The 19,628-nt window shown below is 45.0% G+C and carries 19 protein-coding genes and 1 tRNA gene; 6 read left to right on the forward strand and 14 right to left on the reverse strand.

What is annotated here, in order from left to right:
- Positions 1-82: transfer RNA gene (locus QZY95_RS06490), tRNA-Leu, on the reverse strand.
- A 351-nt stretch (positions 83-433) separates the two neighbouring features.
- Here QZY95_RS06490 and QZY95_RS06495 point away from each other — a divergent pair.
- The 3 genes from QZY95_RS06495 (at position 434) to QZY95_RS06505 (ending at position 3,356) form a co-directional block, all read left to right on the forward strand.
- Complete coding sequence (locus QZY95_RS06495) at positions 434-1,459, forward strand: DUF1786 domain-containing protein (RefSeq protein ID WP_290920863.1); 1,026 nt, start codon at positions 434-436, stop codon at positions 1,457-1,459.
- An 85-nt stretch (positions 1,460-1,544) separates the two neighbouring features.
- A complete protein-coding gene (locus QZY95_RS06500; protein ID WP_290920866.1) occupies positions 1,545-2,837 on the forward strand; it encodes a phenylacetate--CoA ligase in 1,293 nt (430 codons plus the stop codon).
- Positions 2,838-2,846: 9 nt separating this feature from the next.
- Complete coding sequence (locus QZY95_RS06505) at positions 2,847-3,356, forward strand: DUF456 domain-containing protein (protein WP_290920868.1); 510 nt, start codon at positions 2,847-2,849, stop codon at positions 3,354-3,356.
- 576 nt (positions 3,357-3,932) lie between these two features.
- Here QZY95_RS06505 and QZY95_RS06510 read toward each other — a convergent pair.
- The 6 genes from QZY95_RS06510 to QZY95_RS06535 all read right to left on the reverse strand — a co-directional run bounded on the left by QZY95_RS06510 (position 3,933) and on the right by QZY95_RS06535 (position 8,815).
- Positions 3,933-4,385 (reverse strand): flavodoxin, encoded by a 453-nt coding sequence (locus QZY95_RS06510; protein WP_290920871.1) that lies wholly within the window; start codon positions 4,383-4,385, stop codon positions 3,933-3,935.
- A gap of 265 nt (positions 4,386-4,650) precedes the next feature.
- A complete protein-coding gene (locus QZY95_RS06515; protein WP_290920873.1) occupies positions 4,651-5,604 on the reverse strand; it encodes a pseudouridine synthase in 954 nt (317 codons plus the stop codon).
- A 19-nt stretch (positions 5,605-5,623) separates the two neighbouring features.
- Positions 5,624-7,090, reverse strand: coding sequence for a hybrid sensor histidine kinase/response regulator (locus tag QZY95_RS06520; RefSeq protein WP_290920876.1), 1,467 nt, complete (start codon positions 7,088-7,090; stop codon positions 5,624-5,626).
- Between the two features lie 17 nt (positions 7,091-7,107).
- A complete protein-coding gene (locus QZY95_RS06525; RefSeq protein ID WP_290920878.1) occupies positions 7,108-7,905 on the reverse strand; it encodes an HD domain-containing phosphohydrolase in 798 nt (265 codons plus the stop codon).
- A 168-nt stretch (positions 7,906-8,073) separates the two neighbouring features.
- Complete coding sequence (locus QZY95_RS06530; RefSeq protein WP_290920881.1) at positions 8,074-8,448, reverse strand: response regulator; 375 nt, start codon at positions 8,446-8,448, stop codon at positions 8,074-8,076.
- A 97-nt stretch (positions 8,449-8,545) separates the two neighbouring features.
- The gene (locus QZY95_RS06535) at positions 8,546-8,815 is read right to left on the reverse strand and encodes a phage regulatory CII family protein (protein WP_160715012.1); all 270 of its coding nucleotides are present in this window, start codon (positions 8,813-8,815) and stop codon (positions 8,546-8,548) included.
- A gap of 291 nt (positions 8,816-9,106) precedes the next feature.
- Here QZY95_RS06535 and QZY95_RS06540 point away from each other — a divergent pair, with 291 nt between their 5' ends.
- Positions 9,107-9,781, forward strand: a complete 675-nt coding sequence (locus QZY95_RS06540; protein WP_290920891.1) for a response regulator transcription factor — start codon at positions 9,107-9,109, stop codon at positions 9,779-9,781.
- 64 nt (positions 9,782-9,845) lie between these two features.
- On the opposite strand, the gene QZY95_RS06545 is transcribed toward QZY95_RS06540, so the two are convergent.
- The 6 genes from QZY95_RS06545 to QZY95_RS06570 form a co-directional block, all read right to left on the reverse strand.
- The gene (locus tag QZY95_RS06545) at positions 9,846-10,781 is read right to left on the reverse strand and encodes a Tim44-like domain-containing protein (RefSeq protein ID WP_290920894.1); all 936 of its coding nucleotides are present in this window, start codon (positions 10,779-10,781) and stop codon (positions 9,846-9,848) included.
- Between the two features lie 83 nt (positions 10,782-10,864).
- Entirely contained in the window at positions 10,865-11,626 is a 762-nt protein-coding gene (locus tag QZY95_RS06550) for a DUF4198 domain-containing protein (RefSeq protein ID WP_290920897.1), read from the reverse strand.
- Between the two features lie 157 nt (positions 11,627-11,783).
- Positions 11,784-12,626 (reverse strand): ComF family protein, encoded by an 843-nt coding sequence (locus tag QZY95_RS06555; protein WP_290920899.1) that lies wholly within the window; start codon positions 12,624-12,626, stop codon positions 11,784-11,786.
- A 17-nt stretch (positions 12,627-12,643) separates the two neighbouring features.
- Positions 12,644-13,279 (reverse strand): flavodoxin family protein, encoded by a 636-nt coding sequence (locus QZY95_RS06560; RefSeq protein WP_290920902.1) that lies wholly within the window; start codon positions 13,277-13,279, stop codon positions 12,644-12,646.
- Positions 13,280-13,700: 421 nt separating this feature from the next.
- Positions 13,701-14,327: an MBL fold metallo-hydrolase gene (locus QZY95_RS06565; RefSeq protein WP_290920905.1), complete on the reverse strand. Its 627-nt coding sequence runs from the start codon at positions 14,325-14,327 to the stop codon at positions 13,701-13,703.
- Positions 14,327-14,839, reverse strand: coding sequence for a nitroreductase (locus QZY95_RS06570; RefSeq protein WP_290920908.1), 513 nt, complete (start codon positions 14,837-14,839; stop codon positions 14,327-14,329). Before QZY95_RS06570 ends, QZY95_RS06565 begins: the two co-directional genes overlap by 1 nt.
- Before the next feature lie 185 nt (positions 14,840-15,024).
- On the opposite strand from QZY95_RS06570, the gene QZY95_RS06575 reads away from it, so the two are divergent.
- Together QZY95_RS06575 and QZY95_RS06580 are read left to right on the forward strand one after the other, a co-directional pair.
- Complete coding sequence (locus QZY95_RS06575) at positions 15,025-17,424, forward strand: tetratricopeptide repeat protein (RefSeq protein WP_290920911.1); 2,400 nt, start codon at positions 15,025-15,027, stop codon at positions 17,422-17,424.
- Entirely contained in the window at positions 17,424-18,332 is a 909-nt protein-coding gene (locus QZY95_RS06580) for a DMT family transporter (RefSeq protein ID WP_290920915.1), read from the forward strand. The genes QZY95_RS06575 and QZY95_RS06580 overlap by 1 nt, the downstream gene beginning before the upstream one ends.
- Before the next feature lie 175 nt (positions 18,333-18,507).
- Here the strand turns inward: QZY95_RS06580 and QZY95_RS06585 are convergent, their stop codons facing one another.
- On the reverse strand, positions 18,508-19,344 hold the full coding sequence (locus tag QZY95_RS06585) for a 1,4-dihydroxy-6-naphthoate synthase (protein ID WP_290920918.1): 837 nt from the start codon (positions 19,342-19,344) through the stop codon (positions 18,508-18,510).
- Positions 19,345-19,628 lie beyond the last annotated feature (284 nt).

The raw sequence follows: 19,628 nt of genomic DNA on the forward strand, positions 1-19,628 counted from the left end.
GCCCAGGGGGAGACTCGAACTCCCACGGGCGTGGCCCACTACCCCCTCAAGATAGCGTGTCTACCAATTCCACCACCTGGGCACTTATATGAGCTTCGCTAGTGCGTCACTCTGAGGCTGCGCTAAGCTGTTGTTCCTCAGCGCGGAAAAGTGTTTATGCGGAACGGCGGTGCTTGGCAAGCCTTTTTTTTGCTTTTTTAAATTTTTTTATAACGACTTAATAGCTTGAATCTCTGTTTGTTTGCCTATCTAGTTGATTAAACGAACTCTTTATAGTTTTTCATTAGAATCAGATAATTTTTGTGCTGACAAAAAATCTGGCTTTTTGCTGGGCATGAAATTAGATACGTGAAGAATCTTGCTGGTAAGGTCGTTATTTTACAGCCTGCTGATAGATTTTTTTTATGTCACTTAACTCCCTTGGAGCATCAATATGAGATCGACACTCTTTCTTGATATCGGAAGCGGAACACAGGATGTTTTGTACTACCGTGATGATGTAGAGCTGGAAAACTGCAGTAAATTTGTGCTGCCTTCTCCTGCTAAAATGGTAGCAAAGCGAATTATGGAACTGACCGCTGCTAAACGCGATATTTATATGTTTGGTTCAAATATGGGCGGCGGTTTCTTTGGAGCAATGAAAAAACATCTTGATGCCGGATTGCATGTCGCTATTCATCCAGAGGCTGCATATGCCTTGAATGATGATCCGAAGCGAGTGGCAGCTCTTGGCGTTACTATTTGTGAAGATTGTCCATCCGGCTATGTTCCCATAGAGTTGTGCGACGTTAATGCCGGATGGTGGAGTGCCTATTTAGGAATGGCAGGCTTAGCTGCTCCTGACGAAATTATTGTTGCTGCGCAGGATCATGGTGTTCATGAAGAGGAAAGCAACCGGATCGGAAGATTTAAAATGTGGAATGAGCTTTTAACTCGTCATGAGGGAAATCCTTATTCTTTGTTATATAAAAAGCCTGCTGAGTCTTTAACAAGGTTGGCTACTATTCAAAAGGCAACTGGCGGCGGTTGTGTGGCGGACAGTGCTTCCGCAGCCGTTTTAGGCGCACTTTTTGTTCCTGAAGTTGCACAACGAAGCTGGCGTACCGGTGTAACAGTAGTAAATGTCGGCAATAGCCATATCTCCGCGTTCTTAGTGTATCAGGAAAAAATTTACGGTGTGTATGAACACCATACAGGCATGCTTACAGAAGAAGAGCTTCAACACGATCTTAAAGAATTCCGTCGCGGATGGCTTACAGATGAAATGGTTCGTGATGCAGGTGGACACGGCTGTATGTATCTTGAACTTCCGGACGAGGGAGAAGGATTTTTCCCGACATACCTGCTGGGACCTAAGCGCAGCATTTTGGAAGGACAAGGGGTTATGCTTGCCCCTGGCGGCGACATGATGCTTGCCGGTTGTTTCGGAATGCTTAAAGCATTGCAGAATATTGAATAAAAAAACACATTCGATAATGCCGAAATTGACATCATGCGCTAGCTACGTATAATCGCCCCTCACTTAGAGAATAAGGGGTTGTAGAATGAGATACTTTGATCCGGCAGAAGGATGGTCACGGGAAGAAATCGAACAGGCACAGGTTGCTCGTTTACGTACTACTATAGCTCAGGCAGCGAAGGCTCCTTTATATAAGGAAAAATTCGATGAAATGGGAATCAATCCAGATTCCATCCAGAGCGTAGAAGATATTCGTAAACTGCCTGTGACAACAAAAGATGATCTTCGTGCCCAGTATCCGGATAAAATGAATACTGTTCCGCGTAAAGACATTGTACGCATGCATGCTTCCAGCGGAACGACTGGTTCTCCGACCGTTATTCATTATACTCAGAGCGATCTTGATAACTGGTCAGATCTTGTTGCCCGCTGTCTGCATATGGTGGGCGTACGTCCTGAACATGTGTTTCAGAATATGACAGGATACGGCTTGTTTACCGGTGGACTTGGTCTTCATTACGGGGCAGAGCGCCTCGGATGTTTGACAATGCCTTCAGGCCCGGGAAATACAAAGCGTCAGTTTATGTTGATGAAAGATTTCAATACGTATGCTGCACACATTATTCCTTCCTACGCATTGTACTTAGGTGCTGCGTTGCGGGATATGGGGATGTCTCCAGAAGACCTTCCGCTCGGCATTATTATTACCGGTGCAGAACCGCATACAGAAGAAGCTCGTCAACGTATCGAAGAGCTACTGGGTGCAAAAGCATACAATTCATATGGACTTTCAGAAATGAACGGTCCCGGTGTTGCTTTTGAATGTACTGAGCAGCACGGTATGCATATATGGGAAGATGCGTTCCTCCCTGAAATAGTTAATCCCAAAACGCTGGAACCTGTTGCAGACGGAGAGGTTGGCGAACTGGTAATGACGACACTTTGTCGTACAGGTATGCCGATCATTCGCTACAGGACAAAAGACCTTACTCGATTTATCACTGACGAATGTCCATGCGGAAGACAGCATAGACGTATTGATCGAATTTTAGGCCGCGCAGATGATATGTTAATTATTAAGGGTGTTAATATTTACCCTATGCAGATTGAGCGTGTGCTGATGGAATTTGATGAAGTTGGTGAAAACTATGTAATTGAGCTTGAGCGTGAGAATTTTATAGACCAGTTGCGTGTAAAAGTGGAAATTAAAGATGAACACTTTGTAGAGGACATGCGTGTCCTTCAGGGACTGCAGCGTAAAATTGCCTCACGGCTTTGTAGCGAAATTCTTATCACGCCGCGTGTTGAGATTGTTCAGCATAACAGCTTGCCTAAATCAGAAGGTAAAGCACAGCGGGTGGTAGATAAACGAGAATAAGGAAGACTAGTGGAAACAGTTCTTGCAGTTGTTTTTACAGCCTTGATGGTCATGTTTCTTGGCCTTCATTTTTTGAGTATGCCGGCAAACTTTTTAATTATGGGTATGCTGGTTCTGTGGAAATATATGTATCCTGCACAGTCCGTGGATATGGACACCATGTTTTTTGTGGTGACAGGCGGGCTGGTGTTACTAGGCGAAGCGCTTGAGTTTATCTCTCAGCTCATGGGAGCTAAAAAGTATGGCGGTTCAGCAAAAGGTAACCTTGGCGGGATCATCGGTGCCATTTGTGGCGCTATCCTTGGTGCACCTTTTTTCCTCGGGCTTGGTGCCCTTTTCGGTGCCCTAGGTGGTGCGTACGCCGGTTGTCTCATCTTTGAATTAGCGCATGGTCGCCAGAAAGATGAGGCCATGACCGCAGCAAAAGGTGCTTTTTACGGAAAGTTTCTTGGTATGAGTATTAAGTTCGGTATTGGCGCTTTTGTCGTTGTATATGGAGCAGCTCATATCTGGAGCTAACTACAGTACTAAAAGAATAAAAGAGGCAGCGGAATATTCCGCTGCCTCTTTTTTTTATGAATGGGATTGGTTGAATTTGATTGTGTGGCGTTATTGAATGAAAAGAATAGAAATATGAAAGGCACCCCCGCGGGAGCTTGGGGTGCCTACAGTGCCGGATTTCAAGTGTTGAAACTCAAATGCTTATCAGTGAAGAGACCGAGTTAATGGCACTTGAAGATTTCAACAGGGGGTAAAATCCGACGAAGAAATTTATTTTGTGTCCGCTACATCATTAAGTTCGCTGCTGCAATTTGCAGTGCAATAACTGCTGACATAAAAGCTATTGTTTCAAAAATATTACGTTTGCTCATACTACGCCCCCTTGTGGGTGTAAGAGGGGGAACAGGTGCTGCACTACCTGTTCCCCTTTTTTATGGGTGCCGTACGTTATCATCATGCTGTGGGTTCTTGTCCGTATAAGGGGCAGGACGTTCTGTTTTTAAGATCCGCGATTTTTTAAAAAATTTGCGGATAGCTTGAGCATGATGACAAGAGCTAATGCTTAACGATTTATTCATAGGCCACCCCTTTTTGCTATGCATTCAGTTTAGCAGCGAGGTCCTGTGCCCATGCATCAATGTCAGCCTGTTCGGCTCTTGGGTCGCCGTCAATTTTTAATGAATCTGCAAGCACTGATGCACCGGCTTTTTTGCAAGCTTCTTCAATGGCATCTACTGCGCCGCAGTAGTACTCATAGCTGCTGTCACCGCAACCGAAGCAAACAACATTTTTACCGGAAAGATCTGTATTTTCGATGTCTTCAAATACCGGAATGAAATCATCCTGTAATTCAATTTCATCGTCGCCCCAAGTGGAGCAGCCAAGGCAGCAAAGATCATACGTTTTGGTAAGGTCAGCAGCGTTGATGTCGGCAACATCGGCGAGAGTTACTTCATGACCGCTTTGCTCAAGGGTGCGCTGAACGCTTTCTGCAACGTACTCGGTATTGCCTGTGGTGGAACCGTACGTAATGAATACTGATGCCATAATCTTGTCTCCTGTTTGGTTATGCTGCTGTATACAATACAACAGCTATCTACAGTAGACAGAGAATGCTTTCGGAGTGCGCAGTGTAAACAGACCGGACCGTCGTTGGGGAGACGGTCCGGTGGACTGCGAAGGAGTAATGATGGTGTATAATTTCATATTTGTTTCAGCCAACTATGTTCGGGTTGAGTCTCTTATATTGAAATTGAAATTCTTTTTCAATTAAAAAATGCAAAAAAAGTATATTTTCTTGTAACGCACTTAATTATTTGGAAGGAATTGACCCTTTCCATTGATTCCATGTTTCCCATTCAGGAGGACACATGGCGGAAAAGGAGCCCAGTTCTATTTGATAGTGGTGCAAGTACATTGTGTTATCAGATGTGAGCGATGCTTCGTCATCCCCATAAAGCGGGTCGCCGACGATAGGGAATCCCTGCGAAGCTATATGAGCACGTATTTGGTGACGGGCGCCTTTACTGATGGCTGCCATAAGCAGGGTTGCTGTACTGGAAGGATCATCAGGTACAGTGGTTTCGAGTAATGGGAGAAAGGTTGTGTGGCGTAGCGGATCAGTATCCGGCTCTTCAAGTACCTTGGTCTTTTTGCGTTTTGCCATATCAAGTTTATTCGTGACAACAAGAGGGGCAGGGACAGAGCCGTGAACGAGCAATAGATATATTTTTTCTACCGCACCAGCATTTTCTATTTCTCTAAAGAGAGTTGCGGCGGTGTCAGACTTAGCAGCCATAACCATGCCAGAGGTTAGGTAGTCCAGTCTGTTGACAAGGATCGGTTGGTGATCTTCGGAAGTGAGTCTGTCTGCAAATAGAGCAGGAAGCTCAGCCTCAAGGCTCGGTGTAGATTTACCTGAGATGGTTGCAGTGTGAAGTCCCCCCGGTTTGTATATCGCGGCAAAATGAGAATCTTCATGAACAATATGCAACTTTTTAAGACGAAGTTGCTCTTTGTTAAGGGCAGCAGTTTCGTGTTCCTGAGTCTCAGGGCGAGGAGTTTTTTCAACAAGTAAAATCTGATCACCGGTTGATACAGTATGACCTTTCGATCGTGGTACGCCGTTGACCAGTACAGTATGAGTATCGAAAATTCTTCTACGGATTCGCATTCCGGCGCCTGGAAGAAATAAAGAAAGCGCACCGTCAAGGCGCACGTTGTGCATGTTTTCAGGAACAGTGGCAGTTGCAAGATTTGCTATCATAAAATTGGGGGGGGGAGTGTTATTCTTCGTCTGATCTCAGCGGAAAGCTGATGCTAAATTCCGTACCGTTGCCCAGTGAGCTCGCTACATCTACACTACAATTATGGGCACTAGCAATACGCTTTACTATGTGCAGCCCGAGCCCGTGACTAGGTTCATCACCTGTGGGGATTGCAGCACCTTTGGAAAAAGGAGTAAAGAGTTGTTCCAGCTCATTATCTGCTATTCCCGGACCTTCATCTTTTACAGATAACTTAATGTAATTTTTTATTTTTTCAGTTTTTATAGAAATTGTAGTGTTTGGGTACGAAAACTTAATAGCATTGGAAAGCAGGTTATCCACAAGTTGGCCGATGCGTTTTGGATCGCCATGAATTTCTTCCAATGGGTCAAGTGTTGTTATGAGAGTTATGGATTTTCTATTTGCAGAAAGTTCTGCAAGTGCGACTCGTCTGGCGATAATCTCGTTAAGTTGGACGGGTTTTCTTTCAATAGAAAGAAGGCCGCTTTCAATTGTTGAAACATCCAGAATATCTGTCACCAGAGTGAGCATATCGTCGCTGGCAGAAAATATAGCATCTGCAATTTCTTTTTGTTGTTCCGTTAACTCGCCAGCATATCCCTCTTTTAAAATTGAGGCTAAGCCTTGTATTCCAGTAATCGGGGTTACCAGATCGTGTGCGGCCATACCAAGCATTTTGTTTTTTATGTCATTAAGTTGTTCCAGATAGTGCAAAAGTTCAGTCACTTTTAGATTCTGCACCATCCTGCAATAGAGTTCTTCTCGTTTGAACGGTTTATTCAGAAAGTCACTGGCACCGCTTTTTAAGAACATTGCAGAAATATGCATGTCTGAGTTTCCAGAAATGCCTATAATAGAGGTTCGCTCAGGCGGGTGTTTCTGACGAATAAGGCGTGTGAGTTCAATGCCGGACATGTCATTGAGGTAAGCATCAATAAGTATAAGTGGAAAACTCTGGATATCAGTAAGAGCCAGAGCTTCTTTGCCGGATCGCGCTGTTTTTGGATTCAGCATGTAGTTGGAAATGACATAGGAGAGGTAGTGTCTGATTGAGGCGGAACTGTCTACAATGAGCACTTCAGTATCTTTGTTTTTATGGAGACGTTCAACAACTTCTAGAACATTGGCAACAAGCTCATCACTTGTAAGAACAGTGTCAATAATCGTGGGTGACATAGTGCAGGAGGAGCATGCCTCCGTATAGTCGTCACTAATGAGTAGAGTGGGGATGCTGTGTTCTGCCGTAACAAACAGTAGGCTTTCTGAAATTTCCGTTAGAGTCGTGTCGAGGATTGCAAGCTGAAGTTTATCACTATACTGGGTTACGGTGTTGAAGCCTTCAGAAGGTCGCACTGCGACAAGACAAGGAATTGCACAAGCTGATTCAATCCCTTTTTTTAGTTTGGTTGCTATGTCTAAATCAGCCATGGCAATCAATATATACTCTTTCTTCTCTGAAGGCATGACTTGTCTTCCGTCTCTTAAAGTATCTTGGTAATTGAAGAACTATGGGTTAACGGGCAATCGGGAAGTACCTCTTTAAAAAGCATTTCAACATCCTGTCGTTCAGGGTTACGCAATTTCTCATCAACGTGGTTGAAGCGTGTAATATTTTGAAGAAATGCTTTTACCAACTGTGGATCAAAATGTTTTCCCGAACTGTTTTTGATAATAGAAATTGTCTTTTCAAGTGAATATGCGCGCTTGTATGGACGTTCAGATCGCAAAGCGTCGTAGACATCAACAAGTCCAACTATACGCCCTTCAATCGGTGTATTAGTTCCTATAAGACCATTAGGATAGCCAGTACCATCCCATCGTTCATGATGATTGAGTGCGATAATGTGGCCGGTTTCCAGTAAGTGAGATTTAGAGTTTGCTAATAATTTTGCACCCACGGTTGTATGGGTTTTCATTATTTCAAATTCTTCTGACGTCAGGGGGCCGGGCTTCAGCAGTATTGCATCGGGGATACTTATTTTACCAACATCGTGCATTGCTGCTGAATTGTAGATGCGCAGAATTTTGTCATTGGGCAGCCCCAGTGCATGAGCAAGGATGGCACTGAAGAAGCAGATGCGCAAAACATGGTGGCCTGTGGCTTCGTCTTTGTATTCAACAGCCTGAGCCAGTCTGTTTACAGTATCAACGTATGCCATTTCGAGCTCTAAATGCGAGTCTCTAAGCAGGTTAATAGTTGTATGTAAGTCTTCAGCATATTTGAGAAGCTGTGCATGAGCTTCTTTCAATTCAAATTCGCATGTGGTGTCCTTAGGCATGACATGTATCCTTCAAAGAATAGATTGTAGAAAGCCATAATTACCGGACGGTAAATCTTTCTGTAATAATAGGCGGTATTCTTGAAGAAGTACTATGAGAATAGCGTGTATAGCGGGTATTTTACGCCACTTCATTTAAAGAAAGAAGAAGTGCGCGCTGTTATAGTATTAACTGTTGCGTGCAAATTGCTGAACGTGTTTCAATAGGTCGATGGGGCTGAAAGGCTTGGTCATATAGGCGACAGCACCGGAGGCAAGGCAGTTTGGCGCAGAATCTTTTGATGCTGTGAGCATAATGACTGGAATAGATGATGTGGATGCATCTGCTGCAAGCATGCCGATGGCGGTAACACCGTTGTATTCTCCGGGCATATCTATGTCCATGAGGATAAGGTGCGGTAACAGCTGCTTAGCAAGTTTTACGGCTTCCGGAGCACTTTTACATTCAGCAACAGCGAATCCGTCACTGGCTAGAGTCAGACGAACCAGCGTACGGATTTCAGGACGATCATCCGCTATAAGGATTGTTCTTTGTCGTTCCATTGCTCCCCCGAAAGTCTGAGGAATATCAGTATATAAACAGAAACTGCCAGACGATTATATCAAATCGTCTGGCAGCAAAACATCATAAATGTGTTGATTACTCGTCGGTGAAGGGGTGATCTAATTCAAGCTGTACAGGACTGAGTTCGTAACCAAGCTCTTTTGCCATAAATTCAAGGGCAGTAATGTCTTTGGTGGCACGCATGATGTCGAGTAGAGTATCCGCACCAAGTTTTGCACTCTGGTCATACGGATTTAATTCACGCATCATTGTCGGATAAGGTTTACCGATTTGCTCTGCTACCCATTTGGACTGCCGTGCGCCTAGAACCATGTTTTGTGTCACGCGAGTTACAGTTTCTCTCATAAAGCCATCCTTACTATCAAAGTTAGACGAATTACCATATATCCGCAGTCGTTGTGAGGTCCCGCGGATACTCTCCTACTCTGATACAAAATAGACCATATAGTTCGAGATGCGTGAATTAGGCTGATGCTGTATTTTTGTATTGAGATTATCCGTATTTTTATGGTAGGGTATAGTCTGATTACTACTTATATAAGGGTAGCAAATGAACATACTTAGCGTATGATATAGGCAAAAGGATTGGCTTTTTGTCTATGTATATTGGGGGAAAACCTAAAGGCAGGCGTTTTGATGGAAGAGTTGTATCGTGTTGTTTTAGCTGAAGATCATGTTTTATTGCGTGAGGGGCTGAAATCATTATTACAAACTTTTGAAAATTTCAAAGTAGTAGGAGAAGCAAGTGACGGGTATCAGGCAGTAGAACTGTGTGAAACCTTGACGGTTGACTTGGTGTTGATGGACTTGTCAATGCCTAAGCTTGACGGCTTGAAGGCTACAAAAATCATTAAACGCTCTCTCCCTGATATTAAAATTCTTGTTATCACACAGTACGACGCTAATGATTATGTCCATTCTGCACTTTCTGCCGGAGCTGATGGCTACATTCTTAAAGATGCTACAAGTGAAGAGTTTCTTCTTGCCGTAACCAGTGTGCTTGACGGCAAAACGTATATTTCTCCGGGAGTGGCCAATAACGTTATCCGAGGGTATTTGAATGGTGGAGCTGCGGCAGAAGCTGTTTCTCCTTTGGCAGAATTGACACCAAGGGAAGAAGAGATTTTTCAGTTGGTAGCTGAAGGGTATAAAAGTAGAGAGATTGCTGACATGCTTGTTGTGAGTATTAAAACGGTAGAAAAGCACCGTTCAAATATGATGCACAAACTTTGTGTACATTCAGCAGCGGAGTTACGAGAATTTGCAGCACAGCAGGGAATAATTTTTAAAAAGCCTGAACTGAGCGCATAGCGATAGATTAAAAAAGAAAAGGGGAAGCAGATGCTTCCCCTTTTTTGTGTACTTAGCGATGTTGTTAGCCTTCCAATTGCTGGATACCGTCAAGCATCCACATGGAATCGTCTTTCTGATTTTTAAGGAAGTGCCATACTTCGCGAACTTGCTCTGGATGCTGTGCGGACTGATCTTCGCGCATCAACACATCAAAGTATACAGTTGCAAGTATGCCATCTGCTTCTTCTTTTACTTCGAGTAACCGAGCATTAGACATAAGGATTTCTGTGCGTGAAGGCACAGGGTCATCTTTAGCCTGTTGTTTGATGGATTCAAACACTTCAGGAGTTGTAAACTGCTTGATGTCATCAAGATCTCTTTTGTCCCAGCTCTCTTGAAGGCGATTGAATACAATTTTTGCCCCTTCAAGGAACTCATCGGAATCAAATCCTGCAGGAGTAGTTACTTCCGGCTGAACATTCTGGGCATGGCCGCCGCCAGCGGGAGTGCTACGCAGATTTGACCATGCATCATGCGATTCGCGTTGCATGGTAGAGTAGTTGTCATCAGGCGGAGTGTACTGCTGCTGATTGTAGTTTGCATGCCCACCGCCTTGATAAGCGGTCTGTTGTGATTCCATTCTTCGAGAACGGAACATTTTTCGGAGAAAGAAGAACGCTAATACTAGTAGGATGATGTCAAGAAAACCAATACCGCCAAAACCACCGCCGAAAAGGAGGGAGCCGAGCAATGTACCGGCGAGAAGGCCGCCGAACATGCCGCCCATGCCGCCAAAGAGACCTTTGCGGGGCTGCTGGGTGTTATTGGTTACAGCCTTGTTCTGTGTCAGCGGAGCTTTTGGTACGGGCTTAGAGTAGCTCTTGCTGAACATCGGCTTACTGCCGAATGACCTACCCCCGCCAAAACGCTTGGCGTCTGCAAAGTCAGCCATGCCGAGGATAAATACGGCGGCTAAGACCGGCATTAGAAGTAGGGCAATAGGGCGAATCATTTTCATACAATTCTCCATGTAAATAGGTATACCGTACCATGTAACTATAATCAGCCGCGAGTCAAGAGCTGAGACACAGGAGTGTATGCTTACTTTTCAAAGTTTTCGAATTTGATCCATGTAACAGCGCCTAATTCAACAGGCTTTTCTTTTCCTTCAGGTGAGGTGAGAGTGTAGTCTGCTGTAGTGAGTGCTGCAAAACCCCACCAGCCCGCTTTCGGGCAGGTTACAGTAAATACACCGTTGCTGTCTGTTTTTGTGACGAGAGTAATATGATGTTCTGATGGTGCCTTGTATCCGTCTTTATTGTAGAGTTCATATTCTACTTCGGCGTTGGCAACAGGTTTTCCGTCTTTCAGCACCTGTCCGGTAAAACTCATTCCTGCATATAATCCGTATGGTCGGGTGAGAGGAATAATTTCTGTGGCAACTCCAGCCGGAGCATCCCAATCTTCTTCAGAGCCGAATGCAGCAACATATGTTTTGGTGTAGTGGATGATGAAACAGTCTTCTTCCGGTTCCCAGTACGCTTTTGGCTCCATAACAAATTGGTATACACCCGGACGTTTAAAGCGGAATGCTGTTTTCCATGACTTCTCATTCATGACAGAAGTTTCAGTGAGTGAGGAAAGCAGGTCAGTTTTTTTGCCAGATGTCACAACGAAAAATTGTTTTGGTTTTTCCAGTGTCATCCCTGCGCCTTCAAAGGGATGAGAAAAGGAAAGGGTAAGGTTGGTGCTGCGGGTATCCTGAGTGGCAACGTTGGAATCAGGGATAACCATGCCGAAATGGGCAAACGCTGGCGTGGCAAGAAACATAAAGGCAACAAGTGAAAGAATAGTGATGCGCATAACTGCTCCTATTACTTAGAAAATTGGATTATGTTGAACACCTGTGTCGTGGTTACACGATTTATATATTCGTGTCACTATTAAAATAAAAAGGCTAAAAGTGTGTCACATGTCCGACAGACTAAGGAAATTGGAGAAAAATATTTGATGAGAAGAGCTAGTTGGAGATGTGTTCCGGCTCTGGAGTGCGTGCCATAAAAGCAATTTCAACAGACCCTGCACCGCCTTGGAGCAGCGTGTTTGTTGCTTGTCGTAAGGTGGAGCCGGTAGTTGTAATGTCGTCTACCAAAAGAATGTGCTTGTTTCGCAGGGGTGATGGAATTGCAGCAGTGAATGCGCCGGAAAGGTTTTTTTGGCGTTCTTTTTTACTCAACGTCGCCTGCGGTGTCGTCGCGCGTGTTCTTCTGAGAAGGTCAGGCATCAAAGGGCGTTCTATTTTTTGCGCTAACAGTTTTGCTGAAAGCATACTCTGATTGTGCCCACGTTGCATAAGGCGTGAGTCGTGCAAGGGGATAGGGACAACTGCATCCGGTTTAGTTTCATGCGGGATGTAGATTGCCGCCAGTAGCCGCGCAAGAGTAAGACCGGCATCTAACCTATTATGAAATTTATGTTTGAGTAATAACTCTCGAAGTATTCCTTCATATGCTCCGTAGAACGTTAGATACGTCCAAGGGGGAGGAGTGATCAAACATGTAGAACAACGTGAAGGAGATCCGACAGCTTTTGCATACAGCATTCCGCATGAGGGGCAGTAGCCTTGTGTTCTGGGGGCAAGCTGGCGCAGGCAGTCGGGACACAGCTGTGGTGAAAGGCTCCATTGATGATGGAGCCTTTTGGTATAGTTAGGAGGGGTTGGAGGATTGTTCTGTTCCTCATACAGTGCTTTAAAAGAGGTACTTTTTGTTGGACTGAAAGGCGCAAAGCAAGAGACGCATCGGGTTTCATCCAATCCGAGAAAGGAGGCAGTACTCTTGAGTAAGGCAAAAACACTGTGCATCTTTCGATCCCCGTGCACTATTTTTTCGTTGAGTAAAGCGGAACAGTATCGGCATATGCAGCTTTACCGTACTCCAAGAGACGCACTTTCGTTTCTGGATCACCGGCAAGTTCGTCTGGGCCGTCTTTGCCGTATATAAGTAACGGTTCTGCCAGATGGATATTGAACGGTGAAAGGAAATACTTAAGCGTCAGCAAAGAGCCAGTAAAAAGCTGTTCACCGACAGGGCGGGCAGCAACGAGACAAATATATGCCTTCCTTTTTGGAAGTGAAAGCATAAACGGGTCGCGGTTGAATTCTCGAAACCAGAAACATTGGCAGCGATCTATAAACGTTTTAAAGATAGATGGAAGGTGGTAGAAGTAAATTGGTGAACTAAAAAACAATGCCGGTGCTTGAGTGAGCATTGAATACAGTTCAAGACTGTCATCCTTTTTTTCTTGAACGCAAGACGTACTACCGGGAATTGCGCATGCTTCACAGGCTGTACAGTGTCGTATGGTGTAATCCCGCATGAAACGTGTGTGTGTCTTGCCGCCTGCAGCTTCGTACCCTTGGGCAAAGAGTTGTGCCGCATGGTCTGAGTTCCCGTTTTTTCGGGCGCTGCATGCTAAAATTTGGAGTGCATCTGCAAAGGAGTGCGGTGCGTTCATGATTCCTCCCTGGGCTGTTGCAGATTATTTTTTTGCAACACGCTTGCACAGAGCCGAAAGCTCTGTTTCATCATCTGTCTGAATTTCACAGTTCCATTGCGGGTATTTCCCCAGCGCATACTCTAAAGGAGCATGTGCCTTTGCCGGAAGCAGAAGAAGGACTTTGTCTTTCTTCTGAAAGCCGAGATAAAAACTTATCTCGAGTCCAAGACCTCAGCATGCATTGCGAAGGTCGGCTACTGCGGTATCGATGGCTTCAGGGGGTGTTGTCATACCTAACTCCTGCTGGATACTTGCCCGTAGTTCTTCTGGTGTAGACTCGCTCTGAGTATATACCGTTGATGGGGGTGTGCATTTTTTACAGTTTCACAGGCTGTAAGAGAAGTTGTTCAGGCACCAAATGATGCCTGAACAACTGGTATTAGCGCTGGAAATCAGAAAAATACGGGTTGTTAATCTGTTCATCTTTTACGGAAGACTGTGGACCGTGTCCTGAATATACTACAGTTTCCGGTGGTAGTGCGAAGATTTTTTCTGTTACAGATTTTTTCAGTACATCGAAATCTCCACCGGGAAGGTCTGTTCGGCCAATGGCACGGTAGAAGAGGAGGTCACCCACGAAAACTGCCTGTGCAGCAGGGAAGAAGAAAGAAAGACTGCCTGGAGAGTGCCCAGGAGTTGCAAAAACTTTACAGTCCAGATCCATAAATGTGTGGTCGCCTTCTTCGATAGAGGTAAAGGTGAATGGAGGAACCTTAGGGAATCCCCACATGCCGCCCTGTCCAACTTCGGAGTCGAGAAGGAACACATCTTCAGTTCCTGCAATAACTGCTGCATCTGTTGCTTCTTGTAGATCTTTGATGCCGTATAAATGATCAAAGTGGAAGTGAGTAACAAGAATATGTGTAAGAGTAAGGTTTTCTTCTTTCAGAAAATCGATAACAGCAGTCGGTTCACCGCCTGGATCAACTGCAATAGCTTTTCCCTCATGGAAAAGAACATAGCAATTTGTTTCAAGCGGGCCTAAAGGAAATGTTTTTACTTGCATTAAAATTGCTCCAGCATAATATCTTCCAGCGGCTTGCGTGAGGAAGTTCCTTCCTGTGCAGGTTCGCCGATGGCGATAAACGTGATGAATTCATATTTATCAGAATCTAAGGACAGCACATCAAGCACTTGTTCGGCATTGTTCATCATTTGTCCCAGCCATACAGAGCCGAGACCGAGAGAGTGTGCCGCAAGCATGATGTTCTGGACACAACCGCCAGCAGACTGATGATCTTTCAGTTCATGATAAAGGCATTCCTTGTCGAGGAAGACACCGATCATCAGAGCTGCATTGTGTACGATATGTGAGTAAATCGTGCAATCTGCCAATGCGTCCATGCGCGGGTCGTTGCGACGCAGTGCAATAAAACGGAACGGCTGATTGTTTTTTCCGCTCGGTGCCCAGCGGCCTGCTTCCAGCATGGCTGTAATTTCTTCACGGGTTACTTCGCGGTCAGTATATTTACGTATGCTGCGGCGCTCTTGTAAAGCATCAAGAACAGGGTTGGACATGAGTGTCTCCTCATTTTTATGTTATACTAGAGGTTGTTACGATGTGTTTTTATTCTGGTAGCGTGTTTTTTTATTTAATACCACAAATCATGGGTGTCATGGTTGCCGGTTCCGGCCTTTGAAAATTATGGCGAAATGGAAGCGACACTTTGCTTTGTGGTGTAACCTATGTATAAAAAATGGTTATGAAAGCGCAAATAGATATTCTGAATTCAGAGCGGACACAGTTAAGCAGATATGACCTCATAACCTATGAGCATCTGCTCGCAGAATCGATTAAATCTATTATCAATTATTCATCATACAGTCTGTACTTTCCACGTAAAATACAAAGCTTGGAAGCTGTATGGGATGCAAAAGAAAAAAAACTTTTGCTTCCTCTTGTAATGAACAACAAATTCTACGGGCAATTTGTTGCCAGAGGTGTCACCATTCGTGCGCCTAAGACTCTTGTTGCCATACTTCCTGCTGTTGCAACGTTAGCTCTTGAAAAAATACAGGGGATTAAATCCAGCATAACAAATGCACAGAACGGGTTATTCTCACGTGATTACTTGCATCATGCTGCGAACCGTGAATTATGCATGATTCGTGAAGGGTTTCATCTCTCCGGTGAGCGACGTACAGCGGGGAGTGAAGAATATCGCGCTTCAGTGGGTGTCGTTTTATTAGATCTTTCTGGCTTACGATCTGTTGAAACAGAATTTGGACATCTTTTTGCGGAAGATCTTTCAGTTCAGTTTGCAGATGCACTGGCATCCGTAGCTCCGGAACAGGCGCTTGTGTGTAACAGCGCCGTCTATGAATACGCTATCCTTGTTCCTGCCGGAACATCAAGTGCCTGTCGCAAAATTGCCGCTGAAGCTGTCCGCACTCTGCGCTCAATCCAGAAGGTACATGACATTACAGAACACCGCGTCGGTGTCGACATTGCCGCAGGCTATGCTGCTTTTCCTCAAGATTTTGAAGGTGCTCAGTTTGAGCTGAACAGCAAGGAGCAAAGCCGTTTGCTTCTCCGAAAGGCACGTATCGGTGCCGGAGTTGCAAAACGTCTTGGGGAGACGTTAACGATTCCTCATGTGCTTGGCTTCAATCGCCTTCTGCATGAAGGAGGGACTGTCCGTGAGGTATTGCCGGTAAGCCGTGTTGTTGTAGATGTAGGGATGGCGATGGGCGCACGCGAAGGACAGCGCTTCTCAGTGTGGTCATGTCATTATGACTCGACATATGCGAGCGGTGTGCCGGCTGACTCTTTAATTAACAGACACCCATTGTATAAAGGTGAGCTCGTGCTGATGGAAGTTCGCGAAACGAGTTCCATAGCAGAAATTATGCATATGGGTGACCCTACATGGGCGGTTGAGCCGACGGATGCGATTAAGTTGCTTCCTGAAGAAAAGGGTGTTGGGGTAACGGTTGAAAAAGATGGCGAGGCAGAACAGCTTGATCCGTTAACAGGACTATATAAGCACAGAGATTTTATTGCCAGATTTACGAAAGAGCGTGAAGAAACTGATTCCTTCGCCCTTGCGTTGATTAGACTCTCCCGTATGCCGCATGTGGATGGTGGAGCAGGAGAGCAGATTCTTGCCGAAGCAACTCAGCAATGCCGTGACATTTTAGGAACCGATATGATCGGCGGCAGATATGGACTTAATTCGCTGATTTGTTTTTCTCCAGAAGGAAAGCCGGAGTTTGTTCAGATTCTATTCAACGAGCTCTGCGAGCGGTTGTTGACGAATTTAGGGATTGAAGCAGCGGTGGGAGTTTTTTGTTATCCGTACTTGGATTATCGCAAAGGAGATGCTTTGGAGTGCTGTTTGAAAGCACTTGAATATGCAATGCTCCTTCCTGCTCCTCGTGTAGGTATTTTGGATTCTCTTGCGTTAAATATCAGTGCGGATAAGTTGTACTCCAAAAATGATTCCTTTGGAGCTATCGAAGAGTATAAGCGAGCCTTGCTGGCAGATGAAGACAACACCATGGCGTGGAATTCTCTTGGTGTGTGTTATGCTGGACTGGGACGTTCTGAAGAAGCCCGAAAGCATTTTGAAGGAGCACTGGCAAGAGATGAAGACGATGTAATGGCACTATACAATCTAGGCCACATCTCACAGACTCTTGGTAATTTTTCCGCTGCACGTACCTATTACGACACATGTCTTCATCAGGATGAGAAACACTTTTTCTCCCTTATTCGCCTCGGGCAGGTGAATGAAATGGAGAACGACTTTAAAACAGCTCGTACTTTCTTTGAGCGGGCGCGTGAATTGGAAGAAAACAAGCCGCTTGTGGAGCGTAACTTTGCAAGGCTGTGCATGAAAGAGGGTGATCCGGATAAAGCCCGTGAACATCTGCATCAGGCATTGCTGTATAATCCACAGGACGCAGTAGCGTTGGAACTTATGGCGCGGCTTTATTTGGATGGGGGTGAAGATCCGGAAATTGCGGAAGTGCTTGCTCGACAAGCCGCTGCGTTGCGACCGGACTTTAAAGGAGCATGGCTCCAGCTTGCCCGTGCGCTAGAAGCGTGCGGCAAGAAACAGGATGCGCATCAGGCGCTTGTGAAGGCAGGGGAGTTGTAGTGCTTCAACAGTTGAAGGCGTTTTTTTCTTCGCCGTATATCGCGGTACCATTCGGTGCCTTGATAATTAGTTTTTCTCCGGTGCTGGTGCGGCTTTCCAGTGTTTCACCGGACAGTTCAGCGTTTTATCGCGTTCTTTTCGGCGGGATTACGCTGATGATCTTTTCGTTTATGAGGCGCGAGAGTTATTCAATCCCCCTTAAAATTTGGGGTCTTGTTATATTGACGGCACTTTTTTTCGCTATTGATCTTCAGTGCTGGCATAGAGCCATCGGATATGTCGGCCCGGGGTTGGCAACGATTCTTGGTAACTTGCAGGTCTTTGCAACAGCGGCTTTTGGTGCAATTCTTTTTAAGGAAATTATCTCAAAACGATTGATTGTCGCATTACCTCTTGCCGTTGTTGGACTGTTTTTGCTTATCGGACTGGATATTAATGAAATATCCTCTGACATTTTGTGGGGATTGTTTTTCGGTATTCTGACGGCGATATCTTATTCCTGCTACATCATCTGTCTGCGTCAATCTCAATCTACCGAAAAAAAGCTTCCTCTTTTTGCTAACATGGGAATCATATCGTTGCTTACAGCGGTAAGTGTGGGCATATCCATGGAAGTAACAGGGGACTCCTTTGTTATTCCAACCGTGAGTGACTGGTTCTATCTCGTTATCTACGGTGTGTTTTGCCAAGGTATCGGGTGGGCATTTATTTCTAAAGGCTTGCCTAACCTGCCGGCTGCCATTGCGGGCTTGTTAATGTTACTGCAACCGGCATTGGCTTTTGTATGGGATGTTGTTTTGTTCAACCGACCTACAGGAGCTTACGGATTATTCGGAGTAGCGCTTGTTCTTTTTGCCATTGGAATGGGCATTTATGGACAACAGGCTGTGGCAAAGAAAGATACATAATACGTTTTTGATTATGAACGAACCCCCTTTGACTGTACGTTGTTGCGGCGCATATTACTGAGCTGTTTGATTGTAACGGTTGTTAAGTGAATACCAAAAAAGGCTGTCCTAAGTGAGGGACAGCCTTTTTTTGTAACAAGTTTTTTATAACTGCATCGTTACATGTACCATGTGGTTAGTCTGTTACGAATATTGGAAGGTCAGGCATTGATTTGCCGGCAATGTCGAACGCTTTTTCGAGCATCAGTTGGATAGCGTATTCTCCATCAGCTCCGAGTTCCATGGAAAATTCATTCACGAATGTTGCGATATGTTCTTTTATAACAGCATCATCCATTTCCTGAGCATGCTCTTTAATGTATGCCGTGGCTTCATCCGGATGTTGTTGAACGTAGGAAAGGCTTGCGCGGATAGCTTTTTCAAGATCTCGTGCTACATCCATTCCCAAATCACGGCGGATTGCGATTGCTCCTAAAGGTAGCGGCAGACTTGTGGTGTTTTCCCACCATTGACCAAGGTCGAGCACTTTTTTGAGACCGAAGTTTTCGTAGGTGAAACGTCCTTCGTGAATAACAACACCTGCGTCTACTGCTCCGCTCTGTACAGCCGGCATAACTTCATCAAACAGCATTTCCACGCGTTCACCCTTTAACGAGTTGTTAAGGGAAAGCAGCATATTGGCAGTTGTCATTTTGCCCGGTATGGCAACTTTTTTATCAGCTTCACGTGCTGATTGGAAGCACGTGTCCTGCTTGGTGACAATAACAGGGCCGCAGCCTCTGCCAAGTGCTCCGCCGGTACGAAGCAGGATGTAGTCATCCAGACTGTCTACCATTGCTGCAACTGAAAGTTTTGTTGCACTGATGTCGCCCTTGCGTGCACGGATATTCAAATCTTCTACGTCTGCCATGTACATGGAAATGTCGAAAGGATGTTGAATTTTGTTGTTTGCTAATGCGTAAAAAATCCATGTATCATTGGGACACGGGGAAATACCAAGCTCTAACTGCATAAAAAACCTCCATTGTACAGGAGTTTGTTGTTATAAAAGGTAACGCACTTAGTGCGGTTTATTTGTAGTTATTCTTACGGTTGACATAGCGCGCATGCAAGCAGATACTCAGCCCGCCGAAGACCACACACAAAATGTTACCGCATGCTTTTTATACTGTGCATTCATTGTTAGGTAAATTGAAACGTTTTAGTTTGCCTGTTCATGTTGCGGTAACAACAGTATTACGTACTGTTTTTCAATAGCGCATGGTGCGTGGTTGTTTTAGTAGACATCTGGAGACC

The organism is Halodesulfovibrio sp., from assembly GCF_015482765.1.
GTDB lineage: Bacteria > Desulfobacterota > Desulfovibrionia > Desulfovibrionales > Desulfovibrionaceae > Halodesulfovibrio.

Bases quoted from the DNA above. Each gene is read 5' to 3' on its own strand.
- QZY95_RS06530 (WP_290920881.1), bottom strand. From the start codon at position 8,448: ATGGAACGACAAAGAACAATCCTTATAGCGGATGATCGTCCTGAAATC.
- QZY95_RS06560 (WP_290920902.1), bottom strand. From the start codon at position 13,279: ATGAACGCACCGCACTCCTTTGCAGATGCACTCCAAATTTTAGCATGC.
- QZY95_RS06525 (WP_290920878.1), bottom strand. From the start codon at position 7,905: ATGCCTAAGGACACCACATGCGAATTTGAATTGAAAGAAGCTCATGCA.
- QZY95_RS06585 (WP_290920918.1), bottom strand. From the start codon at position 19,344: ATGCAGTTAGAGCTTGGTATTTCCCCGTGTCCCAATGATACATGGATT.
- QZY95_RS06540 (WP_290920891.1), top strand. From the start codon at position 9,107: ATGGAAGAGTTGTATCGTGTTGTTTTAGCTGAAGATCATGTTTTATTG.
- QZY95_RS06565 (WP_290920905.1), bottom strand. From the start codon at position 14,327: ATGCAAGTAAAAACATTTCCTTTAGGCCCGCTTGAAACAAATTGCTAT.
- QZY95_RS06510 (WP_290920871.1), bottom strand. From the start codon at position 4,385: ATGGCATCAGTATTCATTACGTACGGTTCCACCACAGGCAATACCGAG.
- QZY95_RS06520 (WP_290920876.1), bottom strand. From the start codon at position 7,090: ATGCCTTCAGAGAAGAAAGAGTATATATTGATTGCCATGGCTGATTTA.
- QZY95_RS06550 (WP_290920897.1), bottom strand. From the start codon at position 11,626: ATGCGCATCACTATTCTTTCACTTGTTGCCTTTATGTTTCTTGCCACG.
- QZY95_RS06515 (WP_290920873.1), bottom strand. From the start codon at position 5,604: ATGATAGCAAATCTTGCAACTGCCACTGTTCCTGAAAACATGCACAAC.
- QZY95_RS06555 (WP_290920899.1), bottom strand. From the start codon at position 12,626: ATGCACAGTGTTTTTGCCTTACTCAAGAGTACTGCCTCCTTTCTCGGA.
- QZY95_RS06535 (WP_160715012.1), bottom strand. From the start codon at position 8,815: ATGAGAGAAACTGTAACTCGCGTGACACAAAACATGGTTCTAGGCGCA.
- QZY95_RS06575 (WP_290920911.1), top strand. From the start codon at position 15,025: ATGAAAGCGCAAATAGATATTCTGAATTCAGAGCGGACACAGTTAAGC.
- QZY95_RS06545 (WP_290920894.1), bottom strand. From the start codon at position 10,781: ATGAAAATGATTCGCCCTATTGCCCTACTTCTAATGCCGGTCTTAGCC.
- QZY95_RS06570 (WP_290920908.1), bottom strand. From the start codon at position 14,839: ATGTCCAACCCTGTTCTTGATGCTTTACAAGAGCGCCGCAGCATACGT.
- QZY95_RS06495 (WP_290920863.1), top strand. From the start codon at position 434: ATGAGATCGACACTCTTTCTTGATATCGGAAGCGGAACACAGGATGTT.
- QZY95_RS06500 (WP_290920866.1), top strand. From the start codon at position 1,545: ATGAGATACTTTGATCCGGCAGAAGGATGGTCACGGGAAGAAATCGAA.